General features: G+C 71.1%; 17 protein-coding genes and 2 riboswitches. Of the genes, 7 read left to right on the top strand and 10 right to left on the bottom strand.

Annotated features, from left to right (window positions below; all coding sequences use genetic code 11):
* Nucleotides 1–141: 141 nt before the first annotated feature.
* Complete coding sequence (locus tag ACFYL6_RS11795; protein ID WP_387170375.1) at nt 142–777, bottom strand: TetR family transcriptional regulator; 636 nt, start codon at nt 775–777, stop codon at nt 142–144.
* Between the two features lie 176 nt (nt 778–953).
* On the opposite strand from ACFYL6_RS11795, the gene ACFYL6_RS11790 reads away from it, so the two are divergent.
* Nucleotides 954–2,456, top strand: a complete 1,503-nt coding sequence (locus ACFYL6_RS11790; RefSeq protein WP_387170373.1) for an MFS transporter — start codon at nt 954–956, stop codon at nt 2,454–2,456.
* 79 nt (nt 2,457–2,535) lie between these two features.
* On the opposite strand, the gene ACFYL6_RS11785 is transcribed toward ACFYL6_RS11790, so the two are convergent.
* The 3 genes from ACFYL6_RS11785 to ACFYL6_RS11775 are packed head-to-tail and all read right to left on the bottom strand — an operon-like array spanning nt 2,536 to nt 4,093.
* Nucleotides 2,536–3,132 carry a histidine phosphatase family protein gene (locus ACFYL6_RS11785; RefSeq protein ID WP_387170371.1) on the bottom strand — a complete coding sequence of 199 codons (597 nt, stop codon included), beginning with the start codon at nt 3,130–3,132 and terminating at the stop codon, nt 2,536–2,538.
* Entirely contained in the window at nt 3,129–3,899 is a 771-nt protein-coding gene (locus ACFYL6_RS11780; RefSeq protein WP_387170369.1) for a CbtA family protein, read from the bottom strand. The genes ACFYL6_RS11785 and ACFYL6_RS11780 overlap by 4 nt, the downstream gene beginning before the upstream one ends.
* Complete coding sequence (locus ACFYL6_RS11775; RefSeq protein WP_238660576.1) at nt 3,890–4,093, bottom strand: CbtB domain-containing protein; 204 nt, start codon at nt 4,091–4,093, stop codon at nt 3,890–3,892. Before ACFYL6_RS11775 ends, ACFYL6_RS11780 begins: the two co-directional genes overlap by 10 nt.
* A 58-nt stretch (nt 4,094–4,151) precedes the next feature.
* A riboswitch (cobalamin riboswitch) is annotated at nt 4,152–4,232 on the bottom strand.
* 315 nt (nt 4,233–4,547) lie between these two features.
* On the opposite strand from ACFYL6_RS11775, the gene ACFYL6_RS11770 reads away from it, so the two are divergent.
* The 4 genes from ACFYL6_RS11770 to ACFYL6_RS11755 all read left to right on the top strand — a co-directional run bounded on the left by ACFYL6_RS11770 (nt 4,548) and on the right by ACFYL6_RS11755 (nt 8,666).
* Entirely contained in the window at nt 4,548–5,426 is an 879-nt protein-coding gene (locus ACFYL6_RS11770; RefSeq protein WP_387170367.1) for an amidohydrolase family protein, read from the top strand.
* A gap of 321 nt (nt 5,427–5,747) precedes the next feature.
* Nucleotides 5,748–6,755, top strand: a complete 1,008-nt coding sequence (locus tag ACFYL6_RS11765) for an ABC transporter permease (protein WP_238660579.1) — start codon at nt 5,748–5,750, stop codon at nt 6,753–6,755.
* Nucleotides 6,756–6,795: 40 nt separating this feature from the next.
* The gene (locus ACFYL6_RS11760) at nt 6,796–7,848 is read left to right on the top strand and encodes an ABC transporter substrate-binding protein (protein ID WP_387170364.1); all 1,053 of its coding nucleotides are present in this window, start codon (nt 6,796–6,798) and stop codon (nt 7,846–7,848) included.
* Complete coding sequence (locus ACFYL6_RS11755; RefSeq protein WP_387170362.1) at nt 7,848–8,666, top strand: ATP-binding cassette domain-containing protein; 819 nt, start codon at nt 7,848–7,850, stop codon at nt 8,664–8,666. Before ACFYL6_RS11760 ends, ACFYL6_RS11755 begins: the two co-directional genes overlap by 1 nt.
* Before the next feature lie 83 nt (nt 8,667–8,749).
* Here ACFYL6_RS11755 and ACFYL6_RS11750 read toward each other — a convergent pair whose 3' ends face one another.
* Nucleotides 8,750–9,472 (bottom strand): FadR/GntR family transcriptional regulator, encoded by a 723-nt coding sequence (locus tag ACFYL6_RS11750; protein WP_387170360.1) that lies wholly within the window; start codon nt 9,470–9,472, stop codon nt 8,750–8,752.
* A gap of 8 nt (nt 9,473–9,480) precedes the next feature.
* Nucleotides 9,481–10,875 (bottom strand): enolase C-terminal domain-like protein, encoded by a 1,395-nt coding sequence (locus tag ACFYL6_RS11745; protein ID WP_387170358.1) that lies wholly within the window; start codon nt 10,873–10,875, stop codon nt 9,481–9,483.
* 311 nt (nt 10,876–11,186) lie between these two features.
* Nucleotides 11,187–11,404: riboswitch (cobalamin riboswitch) on the top strand.
* Between the two features lie 191 nt (nt 11,405–11,595).
* On the opposite strand from ACFYL6_RS11745, the gene ACFYL6_RS11740 reads away from it, so the two are divergent.
* Nucleotides 11,596–13,914: a ribonucleoside-diphosphate reductase subunit alpha gene (locus tag ACFYL6_RS11740; RefSeq protein WP_387170421.1), complete on the top strand. Its 2,319-nt coding sequence runs from the start codon at nt 11,596–11,598 to the stop codon at nt 13,912–13,914.
* A 53-nt stretch (nt 13,915–13,967) separates the two neighbouring features.
* Nucleotides 13,968–14,963: a ribonucleotide-diphosphate reductase subunit beta gene (locus tag ACFYL6_RS11735; RefSeq protein ID WP_238660589.1), complete on the top strand. Its 996-nt coding sequence runs from the start codon at nt 13,968–13,970 to the stop codon at nt 14,961–14,963.
* 195 nt (nt 14,964–15,158) lie between these two features.
* On the opposite strand, the gene ACFYL6_RS11730 is transcribed toward ACFYL6_RS11735, so the two are convergent.
* The 4 genes from ACFYL6_RS11730 to ACFYL6_RS11715 are packed head-to-tail and all read right to left on the bottom strand — an operon-like array spanning nt 15,159 to nt 18,756.
* Entirely contained in the window at nt 15,159–15,512 is a 354-nt protein-coding gene (locus ACFYL6_RS11730; RefSeq protein WP_387170356.1) for a TraR/DksA family transcriptional regulator, read from the bottom strand.
* A 21-nt stretch (nt 15,513–15,533) separates the two neighbouring features.
* Nucleotides 15,534–16,745 carry a ferritin-like domain-containing protein gene (locus ACFYL6_RS11725; protein WP_387170354.1) on the bottom strand — a complete coding sequence of 404 codons (1,212 nt, stop codon included), beginning with the start codon at nt 16,743–16,745 and terminating at the stop codon, nt 15,534–15,536.
* Nucleotides 16,742–17,587 carry a phosphate/phosphite/phosphonate ABC transporter substrate-binding protein gene (locus ACFYL6_RS11720; RefSeq protein WP_387170352.1) on the bottom strand — a complete coding sequence of 282 codons (846 nt, stop codon included), beginning with the start codon at nt 17,585–17,587 and terminating at the stop codon, nt 16,742–16,744. Before ACFYL6_RS11720 ends, ACFYL6_RS11725 begins: the two co-directional genes overlap by 4 nt.
* Nucleotides 17,587–18,756 carry an acyl-CoA dehydrogenase family protein gene (locus tag ACFYL6_RS11715; RefSeq protein WP_387170351.1) on the bottom strand — a complete coding sequence of 390 codons (1,170 nt, stop codon included), beginning with the start codon at nt 18,754–18,756 and terminating at the stop codon, nt 17,587–17,589. Before ACFYL6_RS11715 ends, ACFYL6_RS11720 begins: the two co-directional genes overlap by 1 nt.
* Between the last annotated feature and the right edge of the window lies 1 nt (nt 18,757).

The raw sequence follows: 18,757 nt of genomic DNA, 5'->3' as shown, positions 1-18,757 counted from the left end.
GCCGGCGGCGGGCCCCCGGGGGGGCGGCGGGGGGGCCCCGCGGGCACCCCTCCCCGGCGCCCCCCGGGGGGGGGCCCGGCGGGGGGGGGGGGGGGGGGCGGCCCCCCCCCCCCCCCCCACGCCGCGTCAAATGATCAACTCTCAGTGCGGCGGCAGCAGCGCGTCGACCAGGTCGCGCAGCGGCCCGACCAGGTCCTCCTCGGTCGCGGAACTCAGCGGTTCCAGCCGGATCGACGACCGCAACACCGCGACTCCGATGCCGGCGGCGAGGACCATCTGGGCGCGGAGCAGGAGCTGTTCGCTGCCCGGTTCGCCGGGACGCCACCCGCGCGCCGCCGCCAGTTGTTCGCTGGAACGGACCAGGACGCCGCGCCGGATCTCGTCGGCCCCCGCGTCCCCGGATGACCGCAACAGCAGTGAGAGCTGGCTCGACAGGCCCGCCGCGCCGAGGTCGGCGATGTGCCGGGCGATGGCCTCGGGCACCCGGTCGGCGGGCGTCTGCCCGGTCGTCCGGCGCAGCTCGTCGCCGGCCGCCCGCAGGCACGCCTCGAACAGGCCCTCCTTGGACGTGAAGTAGCGGCTGATGAGCGCCACGTTGACGCCCGCGTCGTCGGCGATGTCCCGGACGGTCGTGGCCGCGTAGCCGTCCCGGGCGAAGCGCTGGCGGGCGGCGTCGAGCAGCAGTTGCCGGGTCTCGGCCGCGTCCCGACGGCGACGCTGGGCCGGTTCGCCGGCGGTGCTGCTGGTCGCGGGGACAGGCGGTTCTGCTGCTGTCACGGCGCGTCCTTCCTTCGCTCTGGCTCGTCGGCGTCCGCAAGTAAACATATGTTGACTTTCCGGTGACCGCAAGGCCGGGGTCGCCGCACAGGGTGACGTAAACGACTGTTGACATACGCCTACGGCTGCGCATACTGGCTAAGTCAGCAAACGTTTACATCTAGTTCGGGGATCTCATGACCCACACCATCGAGGAGCCGACCCACCTCGGCACCGCGCCCGGCGCCGCCCCGCGCGCCAACAGCACCCTCCTGGTGCTCTACCTGTCGCTGGGCGGCCTGGCGTTCGCGGTGCTCCAGTCGCTGGTGGCGCCGGCGCTGTCGACCATCGGAAGGGACCTGGGCGTCTCGACCGGAGACATCAGCTGGGTGCTCACGGCGTACCTGTTGGCCGCCTCGGTGCTGACGCCCATTCTCGGACGCCTCGGTGACATGGTCGGCAAGCGTCGGGTCCTCATCGGCGTCCTCGCGGCCCTCGCCGCGGGTACCCTGCTCGCCGCCCTGGCTCCCAACCTGACCGTGCTGATCGTCGCGCGGGCCCTGCAGGGAGCCGCCGGAGCCATCCTGCCGCTGTCGATCGGCATCGTCCGCGACCAACTGCCCCGGGAGAAGGTCGGCGTCACCGTCGGCCTGCTGTCGGCGATCTTCGGTGTCGGCGCCGGTGTCGGCATCGTGGCCGCGGGCCCGATCGTGGAGCACCTGTCGTGGCACTGGCTGTTCTGGCTGCCGCTCGTCCTCGTCGTCGTCGCGTTGCTCGGAGCGATCTTCGGAATGCCCGAGTCGCGGGTCCGCACGCCCGGACGGCTCGACATGCTCGGCGCGGCCATCCTGTCGGTGTCGCTGGTCTCGCTGCTGCTGGCCGTGAGCAAGGGGCAGGGTTGGGGCTGGACCGAGCCGAAGACCATCGGCCTGTTCGTGCTCGGTGCGGTCGCGATGATCGTGTTCGTCCGGGTCGAGCTTCGGGTACGCGAGCCGCTCATCGACATGCGCCTGATGCGGATTCGCGGTGTCTGGGCCACCGACCTCGTCGCCCTGATCCTCGGCTTCGCGATGTTCGGGACGTTCGTGCTCGTACCGACCCTGCTCCAACTTCCCGCGGCCACCGGGTACGGGTTCGGCAAGACGGTGTCCCAGGCGGGCCTGTTCCTGCTGCCCACCGTCCTGATGATGGTGGTCTTCGGCCCCCTCGCGGGCCTGCTGGACCGGCGCTTCGGCCCCAAGGTTCCGATGTTCCTCGGCACGGTGGCGGTCGTCGTCGCCTTCGCGCTGCCGGCACTCGCGCACGGCGCGACCTGGCAGGTGCTGCTCTCCGGGGTGCTCACCGGCGCCGGCATCGGTCTGGCGTTCGCGGCGATGTCCAACGCCATCATCGAGAGCGTCCCGGCCGGGCAGACCGGCGAGGCGAGCGGCGTCAACACCATCGCCCGGACCATCGGCAGCAGCATCGGCGCGGCGGTGGTGGCAGCCGTCATCACGTCGAACAGCACTCCTCAGGGTCTGCCCACCGACGCGGCGTTCACCGCCGGTTTCTGGGTGTGCGCGGGCGTCGCGGTCCTGGCCGTCTTCGCGGCGCTCGCCCTGCCCTCGGCGCGTCGCCGTCACGAACAGGCCGTCGCCGCGGGCGTCGACGACCTTCCGCCCGAGCCGGTCGAGCTGCACCTGCCCCACCGGCAGCACTGAGCAAGCGGCCGACAGCCGCCGAACGAGCGCGGGCCGTGTCCACTCCTGGTGGGCGCGGCCCGCGCCGTTTGGCGTGACCTCAACCTGCGCGCGGCGCGCCCAGTCGGAGCTGCCAGCGGGTGCCCTGACTGGTGAGTCGGACGACGGCCAGGGGCTCCACGTCCACCTGCCGGTACGTCGCGACCGGCAGGCCGAGGGCGTGCACCACCGCGACCCGGATCACCAGCGGGTGGGTGACCGCGATGACGCGTCCACCGACGCCGTGCAGCTCGTCCAGCCAGCCACCGACCCGATCCCGTACGGCCGTGACGGACTCACCGCCGTGCGGCGCGGAGTCCGGTGCGGACAGCCAGTCGTGCAGCGCCTGCGGCTGCGTGCCGGCGACCTCCTCAAGCGACCGTCCGGACCAGTCGCCGTAGTCACAGTCGGCCAACGCCGCCTCGATCGTCGGCAGCAGGCCGAAGGCGTCGGCGGTCTGCCGGGCCGCCGCCGCCGGACTGGACAGGCAGGTGTCGTGCACCCCGAGGTGCCCACGTCGGTCCGGATCCGCCTGCGCCTGGGCGAGGGCGCCACGCCGGCCACCCTCGTCCAGGCCGTCGTCGGTGCCGCCGAAGCGGGCCCGACGCAGAGCGGCGGTGTGACCGTGGGCGACCAGCCGGAGGCTGGTGCCGGTCACGTGCTCGGCAGCGCGGTGGCGGCCCGGCGACGCCGCTCGTGGTGCATCAGGGCCGCGAACAGCAGGCCGATGCCGGTCCAGAGCACCACCTGGGTGCCGAGCGAGGCCAGTCGGAAATCCCACAGCAGGGTCGCGGGGAAGTCCGCCGGAACCTCCTGGAAGGATGGCATGACCACGTACGACACTGCCGTGACCAGCACGAACCCGCCCACGGCCGCGGCGGCGCGCTGCCAGGTCGGCGCCTGGGCACCGACCGACCGGTAGCCCAGCGAGCCGGCCCACACGGCCACCAGCCCGAGCACCACCATCAACAGGTAGGTGACGGTCCGTTGGTCGATGGTGGCCGGGTCGCCGACCGCCGGCGGGTTCGCCGGGTACTTGAGGAACGGCACGATCACCGCGCCGAGCAGCGCCGCGCCGGCCAGCAGCAGGCCCGACCGCCCGTCGTCGTCGCGCCGCCGACGGGACAGCAGGACGTACGCAGTGGCCAGCAGGCCACCCATCGCGGCCCCGAACAGGCCGGTGGCCAGGAACAGGCCGCCGCGCTGACCAGTCCGGCTGACCAGGGCGTCCTCGTGGTCGTGCGCACCAGCGGCGGCGGGCTCGGCGTGCGTCGCCGCCTCCTCGATGGCGATGGCCGCCTCGACGTGCGGTTCGCCAGCGACGTACGCGAACGCCCCGGCGAGCAGGCCGGCGATCAGGCCGGCGAGCAGCCCGCGGACGAGGACGGCGAGGAACGGGGGAGCGGCGGTGGTGTTCAGTGGCACGGAACGCCCAGCAGGTGCCGGCCGTCGTGCATCAGCTCGTGCAGGTACGTCCCGCTGCGCGAGACGGCCCCCTGGTCGAAGGCGACAAGGTACGTCAGCAGGGCGAGCACGGCAACGGTCGCCAGAGCCGTCCACAGGAGACGGGCACTGCCAACGGGGTGCACCACCGGCTGGCTGGAAGCGGAACTAGACATGAATACACGAACCTCCCCAGGGATGACGCGTCCCCATCGCAAGGCTGCGGACGACCGAGCGTCCTGGCTCGCGGCACCCCGGTTGTGGTTGGGGAACCGCTCACAGTGGCGCGACCGCGCCGGATTCACACCGGCTTCCCTCGCGTCGCCGCAGATAGTGGGTCGACGGTATCGGTGCCGCCTCGGGCGGTCAACCCGGGACCCCGCGCCCCGCCACGTCCCCCACCGGTAGGTCGGTGAGCCGGACCAGCCGTGAGGTGCCAACGGATTCGTCAGACCAAAAGCTGACACTGCCGGAGGTTGATCGTGGCGCGCGTTCCGCCACTCATGAGCAGCCTGTTACCGCTAACATGGTCAACTGCCAGATCGCGCTGTGGCTTCGGGTCGACCCGGAGGGTTCGATCAGTGGCGGGGCGGGGTGTGGGGTGGACGGGAACACGCCAGGACGGGTCCGGTGACGGCCGACGAGGTCGCGCGGCGGCCAGGCATCGTCGACGCGCACCATCACCTCTGGGTCCGGGCCCGGCACCCGCAGCCCTGGATCGACCCGCACACCATGGCCGCGATCGACAACGACTTCACGCCGGTCGAGCTCGCCCCGGCGGCCCGGGCCGCCGGGGTCACCCGGACGGTGGTCGTGCAGTCCGTCGCCGTCCGGTCGGAGACGCCCGAGCTGCTCGGCATCGCGGCCGACGACCCACTCGTGGCCGGGGTCGTCGGCTGGGTCGACCTCACCGCCGCCGATGTCGGCCGCCGCCTCGACCGACTACGGAAGGCGCGGGGCGGCGAACGGCTGGTCGGGATCCGCCATCTCGTCCAGTCCGAGCCCGACCCGACCTATCTGGACCGCCCCGACGTGCGGCGGGGCATCGCCGCGGTCGGTGCCGCCGGCCTCGCCTTCGACCTCCTGGTGCGCCATCGTCAGCTGCCGGCGGCCACCCGGCTCGTCCGCGACCTGCCCCGGGTGCGGTTCGTCCTCGACCACCTCGGCAAACCTCCGCTGGGACGCGCCGATTTCGCCGACTGGCGCCGCGACCTGCGGGCGCTCGCGGCCGAGCCCAACACGACGGCGAAGCTCTCCGGCCTGGTGACCGAGGTGGACGGCCCGTCCTGGACGCCAGGCGACCTGCGGCCCGCTGTCGAACACGCCCTCGACGTTTTCGGGCCGGATCGGCTGATGTTCGGCTCGGACTGGCCGGTGTGCCTGCTCGCCACCTCGTACACCCGCTGGGTCACGGCCCTCGGCGAGTTGCTGGACCCGCTGTCCGACGACGAGCGGGCGGCGATCTGGCGCCAGACCGCCGGCCGGGTGTACCAGTTGGCCCCGTCCTGACCCAGCGGCGCCTCCCGAACTGGGGACATAGCATGTTATCGATAACATGCTAGCGACGGCAGCCGATGTCGGTCTGGTCAGACGCCTGCCTTCGGTGGTGCGGGTGACGATGGCAAAACATGCTCGCAAGACCTTGGCAACATATGTGAATGCGTGGCAAGGTAACGCCTGATCGTGGCAAACATCCGACCTATGTCGAGGGTCGTGCGGCCACCTGGCCGCGCTGCCAGCCGAGCGGGGTCGGTCGCTCACAGGCGTTCGGCTCGTCGGCGGGTCCCCGTCGGGTTGCCGGCGCCACGCTTGGGGAGGTCAGGTCCGACGATGAGTAGCGTCGAGGCAACCGCCGGCACGCAGCGCGGCGAGCTCAGCGACTGGTTCCGGGAACGGATCTCCCACGCCGTCTCCGAGTTCACCGCCGCGACCGCGTTGGTCGTCCTGTTCATCGCCCTGACCTTCGCGAGCCCCTACTTCCTGACCGCCGACAACCTCTTCAACATCGGGGCGCAGACGGCGGTGATCGCCATCATCGCCACGGCCCAGACGATGGTCATCATCACCAAGGGCATCGACCTGTCGGTGGGGTCGGTCGCCGCGCTCGCCGGGGTGTTGGGCGCGATGGTCGTACGCGACCTCGGCTTCTCGCTCTGGGCGGCGACCGCGGTCGCGATCGGCGTCGGCGCGCTGGCCGGGCTGTTGAACGGGCTGCTGGTGACGGTGGCCCGGATTCCGCCGTTCATCGCGACGTTGGGGACGATGTCCGTGGGCCGCGGCCTCGTCTTCATCATCACCGGAGCGGTCGGCGTCTACGGCCTGCCCCGCTCCTTCCAACTGCTCGGCAACGGGGAGATCCTCGGCATCCCGTTCGCCGTGGTGATCACCGTCCTGGTCGCCGTCGGGGTCGCCTTCCTGCTCTCCCAGACCCGCTTCGGTCAGTACACGTACGCGATGGGCTCCAATCTGGAGGCGGCCCGCCGCTCCGGCATCCGGGTGGGTCGGCACCTGACCGGGGTGTACGTCCTGGCCGGCGTGCTGGTCGGGCTGGGCGGCATGATCGCCGCCTCCCGGGTCAACTCCGGCCAACCCAACTACGGCATCTCGCTGGAGCTCGACGTCATCGCCGCCGCGGTCATCGGCGGTGCCAGCCTGTTCGGCGGGCAGGGCCGGATCGTCGGGACCATCATCGGCGCGTTCCTCATCGCCCTGGTCCGCAACGGCGCCGTCCTGCTCGACATCAGCATCCACTACCAGCAGGTGATCGTCGGCGTGATCATCTGGGCCGCCGTCTACTTCGACCAGTACCGCCGCCGGCGGCTGGAATCGCGCGGTTGACATGCCATTTCGAGAGTCCGAACGAGGAAGGACACACACCATGGCACACACCACCACCAGCCGGCGGACGCGAGGACCACTCCTGCGCGCGCAGGCGATCCTGGCCGCGGCCGCGGCGACCGCTCTGCTCAGCGCCTGCGGCGGGGTCGAGGTCCGGGACGGCGGCGACGGCGCGACCAAGGACGCGAGCGGCCCGTTGAAGCTCGCCGTCGTACCCAAGGCGGTCGGCGCCGACTACTGGAACACGGTCAAGGCGGGCGCGGAGTGCGCCGCGCAGCGCGCGGGGGACGTCACCGTCCAGTGGGACGGGGTGACCACCGAGACCGACGTCGAGGGTCAGGTCAACCTGATCCAGAACTTCGTCACCAAGAAGGTCGACGGCATCGTCTACGCGGCGACCGACTCCAGCGCGCTGGCGCCGGCGACCGACCAGGCGCTCGCCGCCGACATCCCGGTCGCCATGATCGACTCCGGCACCAGCCCGCAGCCGTCGGGTGTGCCCCTCTTCGCCACCGACAACCGCGCGTCGGCAACCGAGGCGGCGAAGCTGCTCGCCACCGAACTCGGTCCCGGCAACCACGAGGTGGCGCTCGTCGAGTTCCAGCCCGGATCGCAGACCAACACCGAGCGGGTCGACGGCTTCAAGGCCGGCCTCGCCCAGTACCCCAACCTGAAGCTGGTCGGCCAGCAACCGAGCCGCAGTGACGTCAACGAGGCCCGGCGGGTCACCGAGAACATCCTCACCGCCAACCCCAAGCTCGCCGGCGTCTTCGCGGCCAACGAGCCGAGCGTGCTCGGTGCCGCGCAGGCCATCCAGGCGGCCGGCAAGTCCGGCAAGGTGGTCATCATCGGCTGGGACGCGGCCCCGGACGAGATCGCCGGGGTGCGCAACGGCCAAATCTCGGCCCTGGTCGTGCAGAACCCGTTCAAGATGGGCTACTTCGGCGTCGACAAGATGGTCAAGCACCTTCGGGACAAGGCGCCGCTGGCATCGGCCGACACCGGCGTCACCTTCGTCACCAAGGAGAACATCGACTCGGCGGAGATCAAGGCGGTGCTCGAGCCCAGCTGCGCCAACCCGCCGGTGCAGTGATGGGCGGCATCCCCACGGCCACCGCCGACAGCGAGCAGCAACCCACCGACGCGGAACCGCCGGTCCTCGAAGCCCGCGGCATCGTCAAGCGGTTCGGGCACGTCGAGGCGTTGCGGGGCGCCGACTTCACGGTCCGCCGGGGCGAGGTCGTCGCGCTGATCGGTGACAACGGCGCCGGAAAGAGCACCCTGATCAAGACCCTGTCCGGTGTGCATCCGCCGGACGAGGGCGAGATCCGGGTCGGCGGTCGTCCGGTCCAGTTCTCCACTCCGGTCGATGCCCGGCGGGCCGGCGTGGAGACCGTCTACCAGGACCTCGCCGTCGCGGACGACCTCAGCGTGGCCGCCAACCTGTATCTCGGCCGGGAGATCCTGCGCTCCGGACCGCTCGGTCGGCTCGGGCTGCTGGACAAGCGCGCCATGCGACACGGCGCCGCCGCCGCCCTCGACGAACTGGGCGTACGGATCCCCCGGGTCACCACCCCGATCGCGATGCTCTCCGGTGGGCAGCGGCAGTGCGTGGCGGTGGCCCGCGCGATCATCTGGGCGACCAACGTGGTCATCCTCGACGAGCCCACCGCAGCGCTGGGCGTGGTCCAGACCGGGCGGGTGCTCGACGTCGTTCGGCGTGCCCGCGACGCCGGCATGTCGGTGGTGCTGGTGAGCCACAACATGCCGCAGGTGCTCGAGATCGCCGACCGGGTCGAGGTGCTGCGCCTCGGCCGACGAGCGGCGCAACTGCGCGCCGACGAGGTCACCACCGACGACCTGGTCGCGGCGATGACCGGCAGCACCAGCGCGGACCGGGACGAGCGGTGATCCGACGTCGACGTCCCGGATCAGCTCTGGACGGCCGTGTACGACGACTGACTGCTCGACGTGCAGTCGTGAGGCCGCGGCGGTCAGGACCGGGTCGTCTCGATGCTCGCGTCAGGATCGTCGGGTAATCCCTGCAACGACTCCTCCACACCGATCAGGTGGTTGGCCATCCGGGTGCGGGCCCGTTCCGGGTCGCGCGCCACGAGGGCCTTCAGGATCGCCACGTGTTCGTCGTGGGTGCGCAGGTCCGCGCCCTCCTCGTGCAGGCTCCGCCAGAGTCGGCCGCGGATGGTGCGCCCGGCGAACGCTTCGATCAGACCGACGAGCACCGGATTCTCGGCGTGCACCGCGATGATCCGGTGGAAGGCGATGTCGATCTCCATGATCCGCTCGTGATCCGGCGGTGACTGGCCGACCAGCCGACCCGCCTCGTCGAGCAGGTCACCCGCCTGGGCCAGGGCCTCGTCGGTGATCCTGGTCGCCGCCAGGCAGGCGGCCTCGCACTCCAGCAGTCGCCGGACGGTGTGGATGTGCCGTGGGTCGCCCTGACCCTGGAAGTCCACCACGAAACCCATCGGGGCCAGCAGTTGTGGCGCGTCGAGGTTGGTGACGTAGGTGCCGTCGCCCTGGCGGATGTTGACGATGCCGAGGATCGACAGGGCCGACATCCCCTCGCGTAGCGACCCCCGCGAGACGCCGAGCTGCTCGGCGAGGTCCTTCTCGATGGGCAACCGGTCGCCGGGCCGGAACTGACCTTCGAGAATCATCCGCTTGATGCCGTTGACCACTTCGTCGGTGCGAGACACGACACCCCCTAGCGGCCGGCGGGGGTGGCCGTTCCACCCGCGATCACGTACGGCTGCGGAGATGACACGGTAGTCGGGTCTGTCGCCGCCCAGTAGTGGCCGTCGGGAAACCGGTAGAGCGCGACCGACTCCTGACGCATCCGGGTGGAGTAGCCGGGCTGGCTGGGCAGGACGTAACCGCTGCCCGAGCCGGTGTCCCGGATGACGCACGGGTCGGTGAAGTGCTCGTGCAGGTGGTCGACGAACTCGGTGACCCGGTTGGTGAGATCCCCCGAGATCGCGACGTAGTCGAGCACCGACACGTGTTGGACCATCTCGCACAGCCCGACGCCGCCGGCGTGTGGACACACCGGTACGTCGAACTTCGCGGCGAGCAGCAGCACGGCGACGATCTCGTTGATGCTGGCCAACCTGCCGGTGTCCAGTTGGCAGAAGTCGATGGCCTCGGCCTGGAACAGCTGCTTGAACATCACCCGGTTGTGGCAGTGCTCGCCGGTGGCGACGCCGATCGGAGCGACGGCACGCCGGATGGCCGCGTGGCCCAGGATGTCGTCGGGGCTGGTCGGCTCCTCGATCCACAGTGGCGTGAACCGGGCGAGGGCGGTGACCCACTCGATGGCCTGACCGACGTCCCACACCTGGTTGGCGTCGATCATCAGGTTGCGGTCCGGTCCGAGGATCTCCCGCGCGATCGCGCAGCGGCGGATGTCGTCGTCGAGGTTGGCGCCCACCTTGAGCTTCACGTAGCCGTAGCCGGTGTCCACCGCCTCCTGGCACAGCCGGCGCAGCTTGTCGTCGCCGTACCCGAGCCAACCCGCCGAGGTGGTGTAGGCGGGGTAGCCGGTCCGGTCGAGCTCGGCGAGGCGGGCGGCCTTCGTGCCCTCCTTGGCCCGCAGGATGGCCAGCGCCTCGTCCCGGGTCAGCGCGTCGGACAGGTAGCGCAGGTCCGCGATGTCGACGAGTTGCTCGGGGGACATGTCGACGAGCAGCCGCCACAGTGGCTTGTCGGCGACCCGGGCGACCAGGTCCCACGACGCGTTCAGCACGGCCGCCAGCGACAGGTGGACGACGCCCTTCTCCGGACCGAGCCAACGCAGCTGCGAGTCGGAGGTGAGGAGGCGGTAGACCGCGCCCATGTCCGCTGCCATCGTCGCCACGTCCAGACCCACGAGGCGCTGCGCCTGGTGGACCGCCGCCGCTGCGACGATGTCGTTGCCTCGACCGATGGTGAAGGTCAGGCCGTGCCCCGTGAGCGGGGCGCCCACGCCGTCGACGCCATCGGTGTGCAGGATGACGTAGGCCGCCGAGTAGTCGCCGTCCTTGTTCATGGCGTCTGACCCGTCAGCGGTCAGGGAGGTGGGGAAGCGGACGTCTTCGACGGTGACGGCAGTGATCTGCGGCATGCGCTCCTCGCCCGGCTAGGCTAAAGATCAGATGATCACTGGGAGTATACGGAGAGTTGTCTCGGCACGTCAACGATGTCGATCACTGTTAGGCCGTAGACATATGATGTTTGCCGGGTGGCGTCGACAGGCGTTTTCGCTGTGGTGCCGACTGCCCGGTGCGCGCGACGAGGTTTCCGACATTCTCCGTCTCCGTTGCCCGGCGACGGTCGGGCTGGCGCGGTCGGCCGCGTGGGTGACGGTGGTCACCGCCCGCCGCCGACACGCCCGAGACCGACATGTGGGGTGTGACAACGGCTGCGTCCCTATATATGGTGTCGAGCGCAGCTGGTTCGGCCGTCCATCCGGGGCGGTCGAGGCAACAGGGAACCCGGTGGAATTCCGGGACTGTCCCGCAGCGGTGAGTGGGAACGACCGCCGTCATCAGCACTGGGCCACCCCTCGGCCTGGGAAGCGACGGCCAGTAGGAGACCGGCTACCCCGGTCGTGCCCGCGAGTCCGAAGACCTGCCAGCGCGCCGCGTACCCGCACCCGGGTGGGCGGCGGTCCGAGGCCGCGTGGGACGGCTGACGCCACCTGACCCACGCCGGGCTGGCGTGGCGTCCGTCGGTGTCTGTCTCCTCGCGTCCGGGCCACCAGGTCTCGAACTCCGAGGAGCGAGTGGTGACAGTCACCGAGGTAGTCCCGGCCAGCGGCGACGCGACAGTGCGGCGCACGCCGATGCAGGTCCGCAAGCGCGACGGCGGCACCGAACCCGTGGACGTGAACAAGATCGTCCGGGCGGTCGAGCGGTGGGCCGACGACCTGACCGACGTCGACCCGATGCGGGTGGCCACCCGCACCATCAGCGGCCTCTACGACGGCGCGAGCACCGCCGAACTGGACCGGCTGTCCATCCAGACCGCCGCCGAGATGATCGGTGAGGAGCCGCAGTACTCGCGTCTCGCCGCGCGGCTGCTGGCCGGCTACGTCGACAAGGAGGTGCGTCGGCAGGGCATCACCTCGTTCAGCGCGGCGATCCGGGTCGGCCACGCCGAGGGCCTGATCGGTGCCGACACCGCCGCGTTCGTCGCCGCACACGCCACGACGCTCGACCAGGCCGTCGACGTGGCCGGCGACCGCCGGTTCGAGTACTTCGGCCTGCGCACGGTGTACGACCGCTACCTGCTGCGCCACCCCACCAGCCGACTGGTGCTGGAGACCCCGCAGTACTGGCTGCTGCGGGTGGCCTGCGGCCTGTCCCGGACGGCGGACGAGGCGGTCGGCTTCTACCGGCTGATGTCCAGCCTGGCCTACCTGCCCAGCTCACCGACCCTGTTCAACTCCGGGACCCGGCACACCCAGATGTCCTCCTGCTATCTCGTCGACTCCCCGCTCGACGAGTTGGACTCGATCTACCAGCGGTACGCCCAGGTCGCCAACCTGTCCAAGTTCGCCGGTGGCATCGGCATCGCGTACTCCCGGGTCCGCTCCCGGGGCGCGCTGATCCGGGGCACGAACGGGCAGTCGAACGGGATCGTGCCGTGGCTGCGCACGCTGGACGCGAGCGTCGCCGCGGTCAACCAGGGCGGCCGGCGCAAGGGCGCGGCCTGCGTCTACCTGGAGCCGTGGCACCCGGACATCGAGGAGTTCCTGCAACTGCGGGACAACACCGGCGAGGACGCCCGGCGCACCCACAACCTCAACCTGGCCAACTGGATCCCGGACGAGTTCATGCGCCGGGTCGAGGCCGACGAGCCGTGGTCGCTGTTCGACCCGCACGAGGTGCCCGAGCTGCCCGACCTGTGGGGGGAGCGGTTCGACGCCGCGTACCGGGAGGCCGAGGCGCAGGGTCGCTACGTGCGGCAGGTCCCGGCCCGGGAGCTGTACGGCAAGATGATGCGCACCCTCGCCCAGACCGGCAACGGGTGGATGACCTTCAAGGACGCCGCCAACCGCCTCTGCAACCAGACCGCCGAGCCGGGCAACGTGGTGCACCTGTCCAACCTCTGCACCGAGATCGTCGAGGTGTCCAGCGACGCCGAGACCGCCGTGTGCAACCTCGGCTCGGTGAACCTCGCCGCCCACCTCACCGACGGCGGCATCGACTGGGAGCGGCTGCGCGCCACGGTGCGGACGGCTGTGACCTTCCTCGACCGGGTCATCGACATCAACTACTACCCGACCGCGCAGGCGGCGGCGAGCAACCCCCGCTGGCGGCCGGTCGGGCTCGGGCTGATGGGCCTCCAGGACGTCTTCTTCGCGCTGCGGCTGCCGTTCGACTCGCCGGCCGCCCGGGAGCTGTCCACCCGGATCAGCGAGGAGCTGTACCTGACCGCGCTGGAGACCTCCGCCGACCTGGCGCGCGACTTCGGCGCCCATCCGGCGTACCCGCAGACCCGGGCCGCGCGGGGCCAGCTCCAGCCCGACCTGTGGGGCGTCGAGGGTACGCAGACCGCGCGGTGGGACGCGCTGCGCGAGCGGGTCGAGGCGTACGGGCTGCGCAACTCGCTGCTGGTGGCGGTCGCGCCGACCGCGACCATCGCCTCGATCGCCGGGTGCTACGAGTGCATCGAGCCGCAGGTGTCCAACCTGTTCAAGCGCGAGACCCTGTCGGGGGAGTTCCTCCAGGTCAACACCGCCCTGGTACGCGAGCTGAAGGCCCGCGGTCTGTGGACCGAGCGGATCCGGTCGGCGATCAAACGGGCCGAGGGGTCGGTGCAGGACATCGCCGAACTGCCGGCCGGCGTACGGGAGTTGTTCCGCACCGCGTGGGAGCTGCCGCAGCGGGCGCTGATCGACCTGGCCGCCGCCCGCGCCCCGTTCATCGACCAGTCCCAGTCGCTGAACCTGTTCCTGGCCGCGCCCACCATCGGCAAGCTCTCCTCGATGTACCTGTACGCCTGGAAGGCCGGGCTGAAGACCACCTACTACCTGCGCTCGCGCCCCGCCACCCGGATCCAGCAGGCCACCGTCAGCGCCGTGGCGCCCGTCGCCGTCGACGTGGAGGCGCTGGCCTGCTCGCTGGAGAACCCCGAGTCGTGCGAGGCCTGCCAGTGACCCCCGCCGAAGCCGTCACCGACGCCAGCACCACCGACACGAGGACCACGCACATGCTGCTCGACCCCGGGATGGACCTCACTCTCCGCCCGATGCGCTACCCGCACTTCTTCGACCGGTTCCGCGACGCGATCCGCAACACCTGGACCGTCGAGGAGGTCGACCTGCACGCCGACCTCGCCGACCTGGACAAGCTGTCGCCGGCCGAACGGCACCTGGTCAGCCGCCTGGTGGCGTTCTTCGCCACCGGCGACACGATCGTCGCCAACAACCTGGTGCTCAACCTCTACCAGCACGTCAACAGCCCCGAGGGCCGCCTCTACCTGTCCCGGCAGCTGTTCGAGGAGGCCGTGCACGTCCAGTTCTACCTCAACCTGCTCGACACGTACGTGCCCGACGAGACCGAGCGCTTCGAGGCCTTCGCGGCCATCGAGAACATCCCCTCGATCCGTCGTAAGGCCGAGTTCTGCTTCCGGTGGATCGACTCCCTCAACGACCTACGGGAGCTGCGGTCCCGCGAGGACCGGCGGACGTTCCTGCTCAACCTGATCTGCTTCGCCGCCTGCATCGAGGGGTTGTTCTTCTACGGCGCGTTCGCGTACGTCTACTTCCTGCGCTCCCGCGGCCTGCTGCACGGCCTCGCCTCCGGCACCAACTGGGTGTTCCGGGACGAGTCCATGCACATGGCGTTCGCATTCGACGTCGTCGACACCGTCCGGGCCGAGGAGCCGGACCTGTTCGACGACGACCTCGCCGACCAGGTCCGCCGGATGCTCACCGAGGCGGTCGAGTGTGAGGTGCAGTTCGCCGAGGACCTGTTGGGCCACGGCGTGCCCGGTCTGACCTTGACCGACATGCGGGAGTACCTCCAGCACGTCGCCGACCGCCGCCTCGCCCAGCTCGGCATCGCGCCGCACTACGGGTCGAGCAACCCGTTCGGCTTCATGGAGTTGCAGGACGTGCAGGAGCTGTCCAACTTCTTCGAGCGGCGGGTGTCGGCGTACCAGGTCGGGGTGACCGGCACCGTCGCCTTCGACGACGACTTCTAGGCGGCGACCTAACGCGTTGCCCCTGAGGAACGCCCCATCCGCGCCGATCTTGCAGTTTCGGTCGCCGATATGCGCGCAATGCTCTTTTATGTCGCGACAGGAAGTGCAAGATCGCGGGGAAGGGGCGTTCCAGTCTCGTCGATGCGGGGTCGTCGTCCTGCTGGAACGTAGGGCCCCACCATCACCTGACGGTCGTCACCGTCGGCTGGCGCAGGCCACGCAGGTACGCGCGGACGGGCGGGCGACGAGCCGCTCGGCGGGAATGGGGCGCAGGCACCGTTCGCACACGCCGTAGCTGCCGTCCTCGACCCGTTTCAGTGCGACGTCCAGCTCGGCCAAGCGGCGGCGGGTGGCGTCCAGGACGGCGATGAGCTGCGCGCGTTCGAACGCGATCGTGCTGCCCTCGGGATCGTGTTCGTCGTCGGCGTTGGACGACCGGGAGGCCTCGAAGAGGCTCCGCAGGTCGCCCTCCAGGGCGGTGGCCTGAGCCTCGGTCTGCTCGCGTAGCCGCAAGAGTGCCTCGCGGACCTCGCTGGAGTTGCTGGTCATGGCCGCTTCACCGTACTGCGCCTACATGAAGTTGCGGGTGTGCAGGGCGGAGAGCGCCGCCGCCTCGTCGGGCTGGAAACCCAGTCGAACGAGGCGGCGCTGACGGCCCTGGTCCATCGCGTGTTGCAGAGCCCGCACCCGGTCGAAGCCGGCGGACACGTCGTCCGGATGCCAACCACCCGCCGCGAGCACCACCAGCGCGTCGAAGACGTCCGCGTTGAGCCCCGCGGTGTCGACAAGCGTGTCGTGGCGGCGGTGGATGGCCGCCCGTAGTCGGTCCCGCAGCAGCGGATCCAGCTGCGCCTGGTGCTCCAGGTGCGCCATGCCGAACACCACGTGCCGGCGCTCGTCCTGCATGGCGAGCCAACAGATCCGGCGCGTCACCGGGTCCGGGGCGTTCTCGTGCAGGAACGAGAGCAGATCGACGAAGCTGCCCTCGCCGAGCACGGAGAGCAGGAACGACGCCAACGCGAAGTCCGACTCCGCGACGAGCGTGAACAGCGACTGCCGACCGCCGGCGGATGACGTTCCCAGCTCGGCGCCTCGCAGCAGTGCCCGCCGGCTGAAGACCTCCATGTGCCGGGCCTCGTCGGCCATCTGCACGGCGAGAAGCTGCACCACCTCCCGGAAGTGCGGGTGGATGCGCCCCACGAACCGGGCGGGCACGACGAGGGCGGCCTGCTCGTTCTCGACCAGGTAGGTCATCACCTGCACCACCGCCGCCTCGACGTCGGTCGGCAGCGCGAACGGGTCGTCCCACGGCACCGCGGCCTGCGGGTCCCACTGTCGGGCGGCGGCCTGCGCGTACAGGTGGGGGGCGATGTCGGCCCAGACCAGGTCGCGGTCGTCCAGGTCGAACCGGGCCTCCGGACCACCTGCTTCGAGGAGCGCGCCCCGGGCGCCGAGCCCCCACCGCGCCGGTGGACGGCTGCTGAGCGCCGACGGCAGGGCCGGCCCGGCCCGCTCGGCGCCGAACCAGCGGTCGTCATCCGCCGACCCCCGGACCACCACCGCCACCGGGTCGCCCCGGTCGCCCCGGTCCGGCCATTCGACCCGATGGCCACGGCCACGACACCAGGCGGGCAGGTGTACGCGCAGCGCCGGGTCGCGGCCGGAGACCGCCAACCGGCCGCCGGGCGGCAACCCGGCCAGGGCGCGCTGCACGAGCAGGTGCGCACCCCGGCCGAAACCCAGGTCACCCAGGTCGACCTCGGCGACCGGTGTCGCGCTCACGGCCGGTAGTCCGTGGCCGTCACCCGCCCGTCCGGGGAGTAGAAGCCGCTGGTGTCGACCGCATCGGCGAGGGCGGCGTACCCCGTGGTGCGGCCCTCCCGCCAGGCCGTCAGCCCCTCCAGGTCGAGCAGCGGACGCACCAGCGGATCGGCGTACGACATGCTGAGCAGCAGTGTGCCGAGGAGCCGGACCCCGTCGGACTCCGGCGCGCGGACAGTCATGTTGCAGTGGTCGTAGCGTGCGGTCTGCGCCACGATCCGGGTGCCCTCGGGCGGTAACGTGCCCTCCTGGACGAACGCCAGATGGTTGGCGTCGATCATGCAGGCGGCGTCGACCTCCCCGGCCACCAGGGCGCGGGCCGCGTCCCGCTCGCCGCCGATGTGGTCGCCGTGCAGGCCGACTCCCACCTCGAAGCGGCGTACGTCGACAGTCACCCCGGCCGCGGCGAGGTGACCCAGCGGAATCAGCGTCGCCTGTGGACTGTCGACCGCCCCGACGGCGACCACCCGTCCGGCGAGGTCGGCGAGCTGGCGCACCGGCGAGCCCGCGCGAACCACCACGACCGAGGTGAGGTCCTGGTCGGTGTCGCGCATGATGAGCGCGCGGACGGTCGTGCCGTTGGCGGCCGCCAGCCGCTCGGCCCGCAGCCAGGCCAGGGGAGAGTTCCAGGCCGCGTCGATCCGCCCGGCGACGAGATCCTCGACCTGTCGCTCGTAGTGCGAGTAGAGGACGAAGTCGAAGTCCAGCCCTCGTCCGCGCAACCAGGCGCGGAAACCCTCCCAGATGGTCACCACCTTCGGGTCGTACGCGACCGCGCCCAGCAGGACGGTTGGCGCGGGCATCAGCGGTTGGCCTCGTCGAGCAGCGGCAGGCCGGTGGCGACCCGACCGACGAAGTCGTGCAGCGCGTCGGTGGTCGGTGCCATCACCCGGGCCGCGCGGGCGTCCCGGAAACGGCGCTCAAGGCCCAACTCCTTGCGGAAGGCGCTGCCGCCGCAGAGCTGCATCGCGCCGTCGGTCACGTCGGCGACGGTCTCGCCGGCGAGCGCCTTGACCTGGAGCACCCGCAGCGTCGCGTCGTCGCGGCCGGTCTCCAGTGCGGTCAGCGTGTCGCTCAGGAAGGCCCGCAGCGCGTCGGTGCGGATCATCAGGCGGGCGAGGTCGCGTCGGGTGACGGGCGCGTCGCGCAGGGCGGCGCCGGTGTGCGCGAGGGTGGTCCGGGTGAGATGTCGGCCGGCCTCGGCCACCGCGCTGTCGGCGAGACCGAGGCAGAAGGCGGCGTTGAGCACCAGGAACCAGGGCAGGACCACGCCGAGCGCGGTGTCGAGCCCGGCCCCGTCGGCCGCCATCCTCGCCGCCGGCGAAACTCGGAGCCCGTCGGCGGTCATCGGGAGGGAGCCGTTGCCGCGCAGCCCCAGCCCGTCGAAGTCGCCGGTCACGCTCAGGCCCGCGCTGTCGGCCGGCACCAGCCACAGCGTCATCGGGCCGGCGTCGCGGGTCAGCGGGAGGCTCGACCAGACGTAGCTGTTGGCCTCCCCGGCCGAGGTGACCCAGCTCTTCCGGGCGTCGAGGCGGACGGTGTCGTCGTCGGCGGCCGTCGCGGTGCCGGTCGGCGACCAGAAGTGGCTGCGCGAGCCGTACTCGGAGAAGGCCAACGTGGTGAGGTGGTCGCCGGTGGCGATGGCCGCGCGGACGTCGCGCGGGCCGTGCGCCTCGATGACGGCGGTCGCCGCGTAGTGCATGAGCACCACCATCGCGGTGGACCCGCACTCGGCGGCCAGCCGCTCGATGACCTCGGCGACCGTCCGCATGCCGTGGCCGCCGCCACCGACCTCGGTCGAGGAGGCCAGGCCGAGCAGGCCGGCTGCGGCGAGAGCGTCGACACCCGGACGGGGGAAGGCCCCATCCCGGTCGACGATGGGCGCCTGCGGGTGGATCACCTCGTCGATCACCGTGCCGAGCGTGTCCGTGAGATCGGTGGTGGTCTGGGCATTGTCGACACTGGCCGTCATG

It is taken from the genome of Micromonospora sp. NPDC007208, from assembly GCF_042869175.1.
In the GTDB taxonomy this organism is placed as follows: Bacteria; Actinomycetota; Actinomycetes; order Mycobacteriales; family Micromonosporaceae; genus Micromonospora; species Micromonospora foliorum.
This window is presented reverse-complemented; position numbering and strand designations above follow the sequence as displayed.

What these genes read in the sequence shown, in the direction of transcription:
- ACFYL6_RS11765 (WP_238660579.1), top strand. Translation starts at nt 5,748, where the DNA reads ATGAGTAGCGTCGAGGCAACCGCCGGCACGCAGCGCGGCGAGCTCAGC.
- ACFYL6_RS11720 (WP_387170352.1), bottom strand. Translation starts at nt 17,587, where the DNA reads ATGCCCGCGCCAACCGTCCTGCTGGGCGCGGTCGCGTACGACCCGAAG.
- ACFYL6_RS11730 (WP_387170356.1), bottom strand. Translation starts at nt 15,512, where the DNA reads ATGACCAGCAACTCCAGCGAGGTCCGCGAGGCACTCTTGCGGCTACGC.
- ACFYL6_RS11740 (WP_387170421.1), top strand. Translation starts at nt 11,596, where the DNA reads ATGCAGGTCCGCAAGCGCGACGGCGGCACCGAACCCGTGGACGTGAAC.
- ACFYL6_RS11775 (WP_238660576.1), bottom strand. Translation starts at nt 4,093, where the DNA reads ATGTCTAGTTCCGCTTCCAGCCAGCCGGTGGTGCACCCCGTTGGCAGT.
- ACFYL6_RS11760 (WP_387170364.1), top strand. Translation starts at nt 6,796, where the DNA reads ATGGCACACACCACCACCAGCCGGCGGACGCGAGGACCACTCCTGCGC.
- ACFYL6_RS11755 (WP_387170362.1), top strand. Translation starts at nt 7,848, where the DNA reads ATGGGCGGCATCCCCACGGCCACCGCCGACAGCGAGCAGCAACCCACC.
- ACFYL6_RS11735 (WP_238660589.1), top strand. Translation starts at nt 13,968, where the DNA reads ATGCTGCTCGACCCCGGGATGGACCTCACTCTCCGCCCGATGCGCTAC.
- ACFYL6_RS11790 (WP_387170373.1), top strand. Translation starts at nt 954, where the DNA reads ATGACCCACACCATCGAGGAGCCGACCCACCTCGGCACCGCGCCCGGC.
- ACFYL6_RS11715 (WP_387170351.1), bottom strand. Translation starts at nt 18,756, where the DNA reads ATGACGGCCAGTGTCGACAATGCCCAGACCACCACCGATCTCACGGAC.
- ACFYL6_RS11745 (WP_387170358.1), bottom strand. Translation starts at nt 10,875, where the DNA reads ATGCCGCAGATCACTGCCGTCACCGTCGAAGACGTCCGCTTCCCCACC.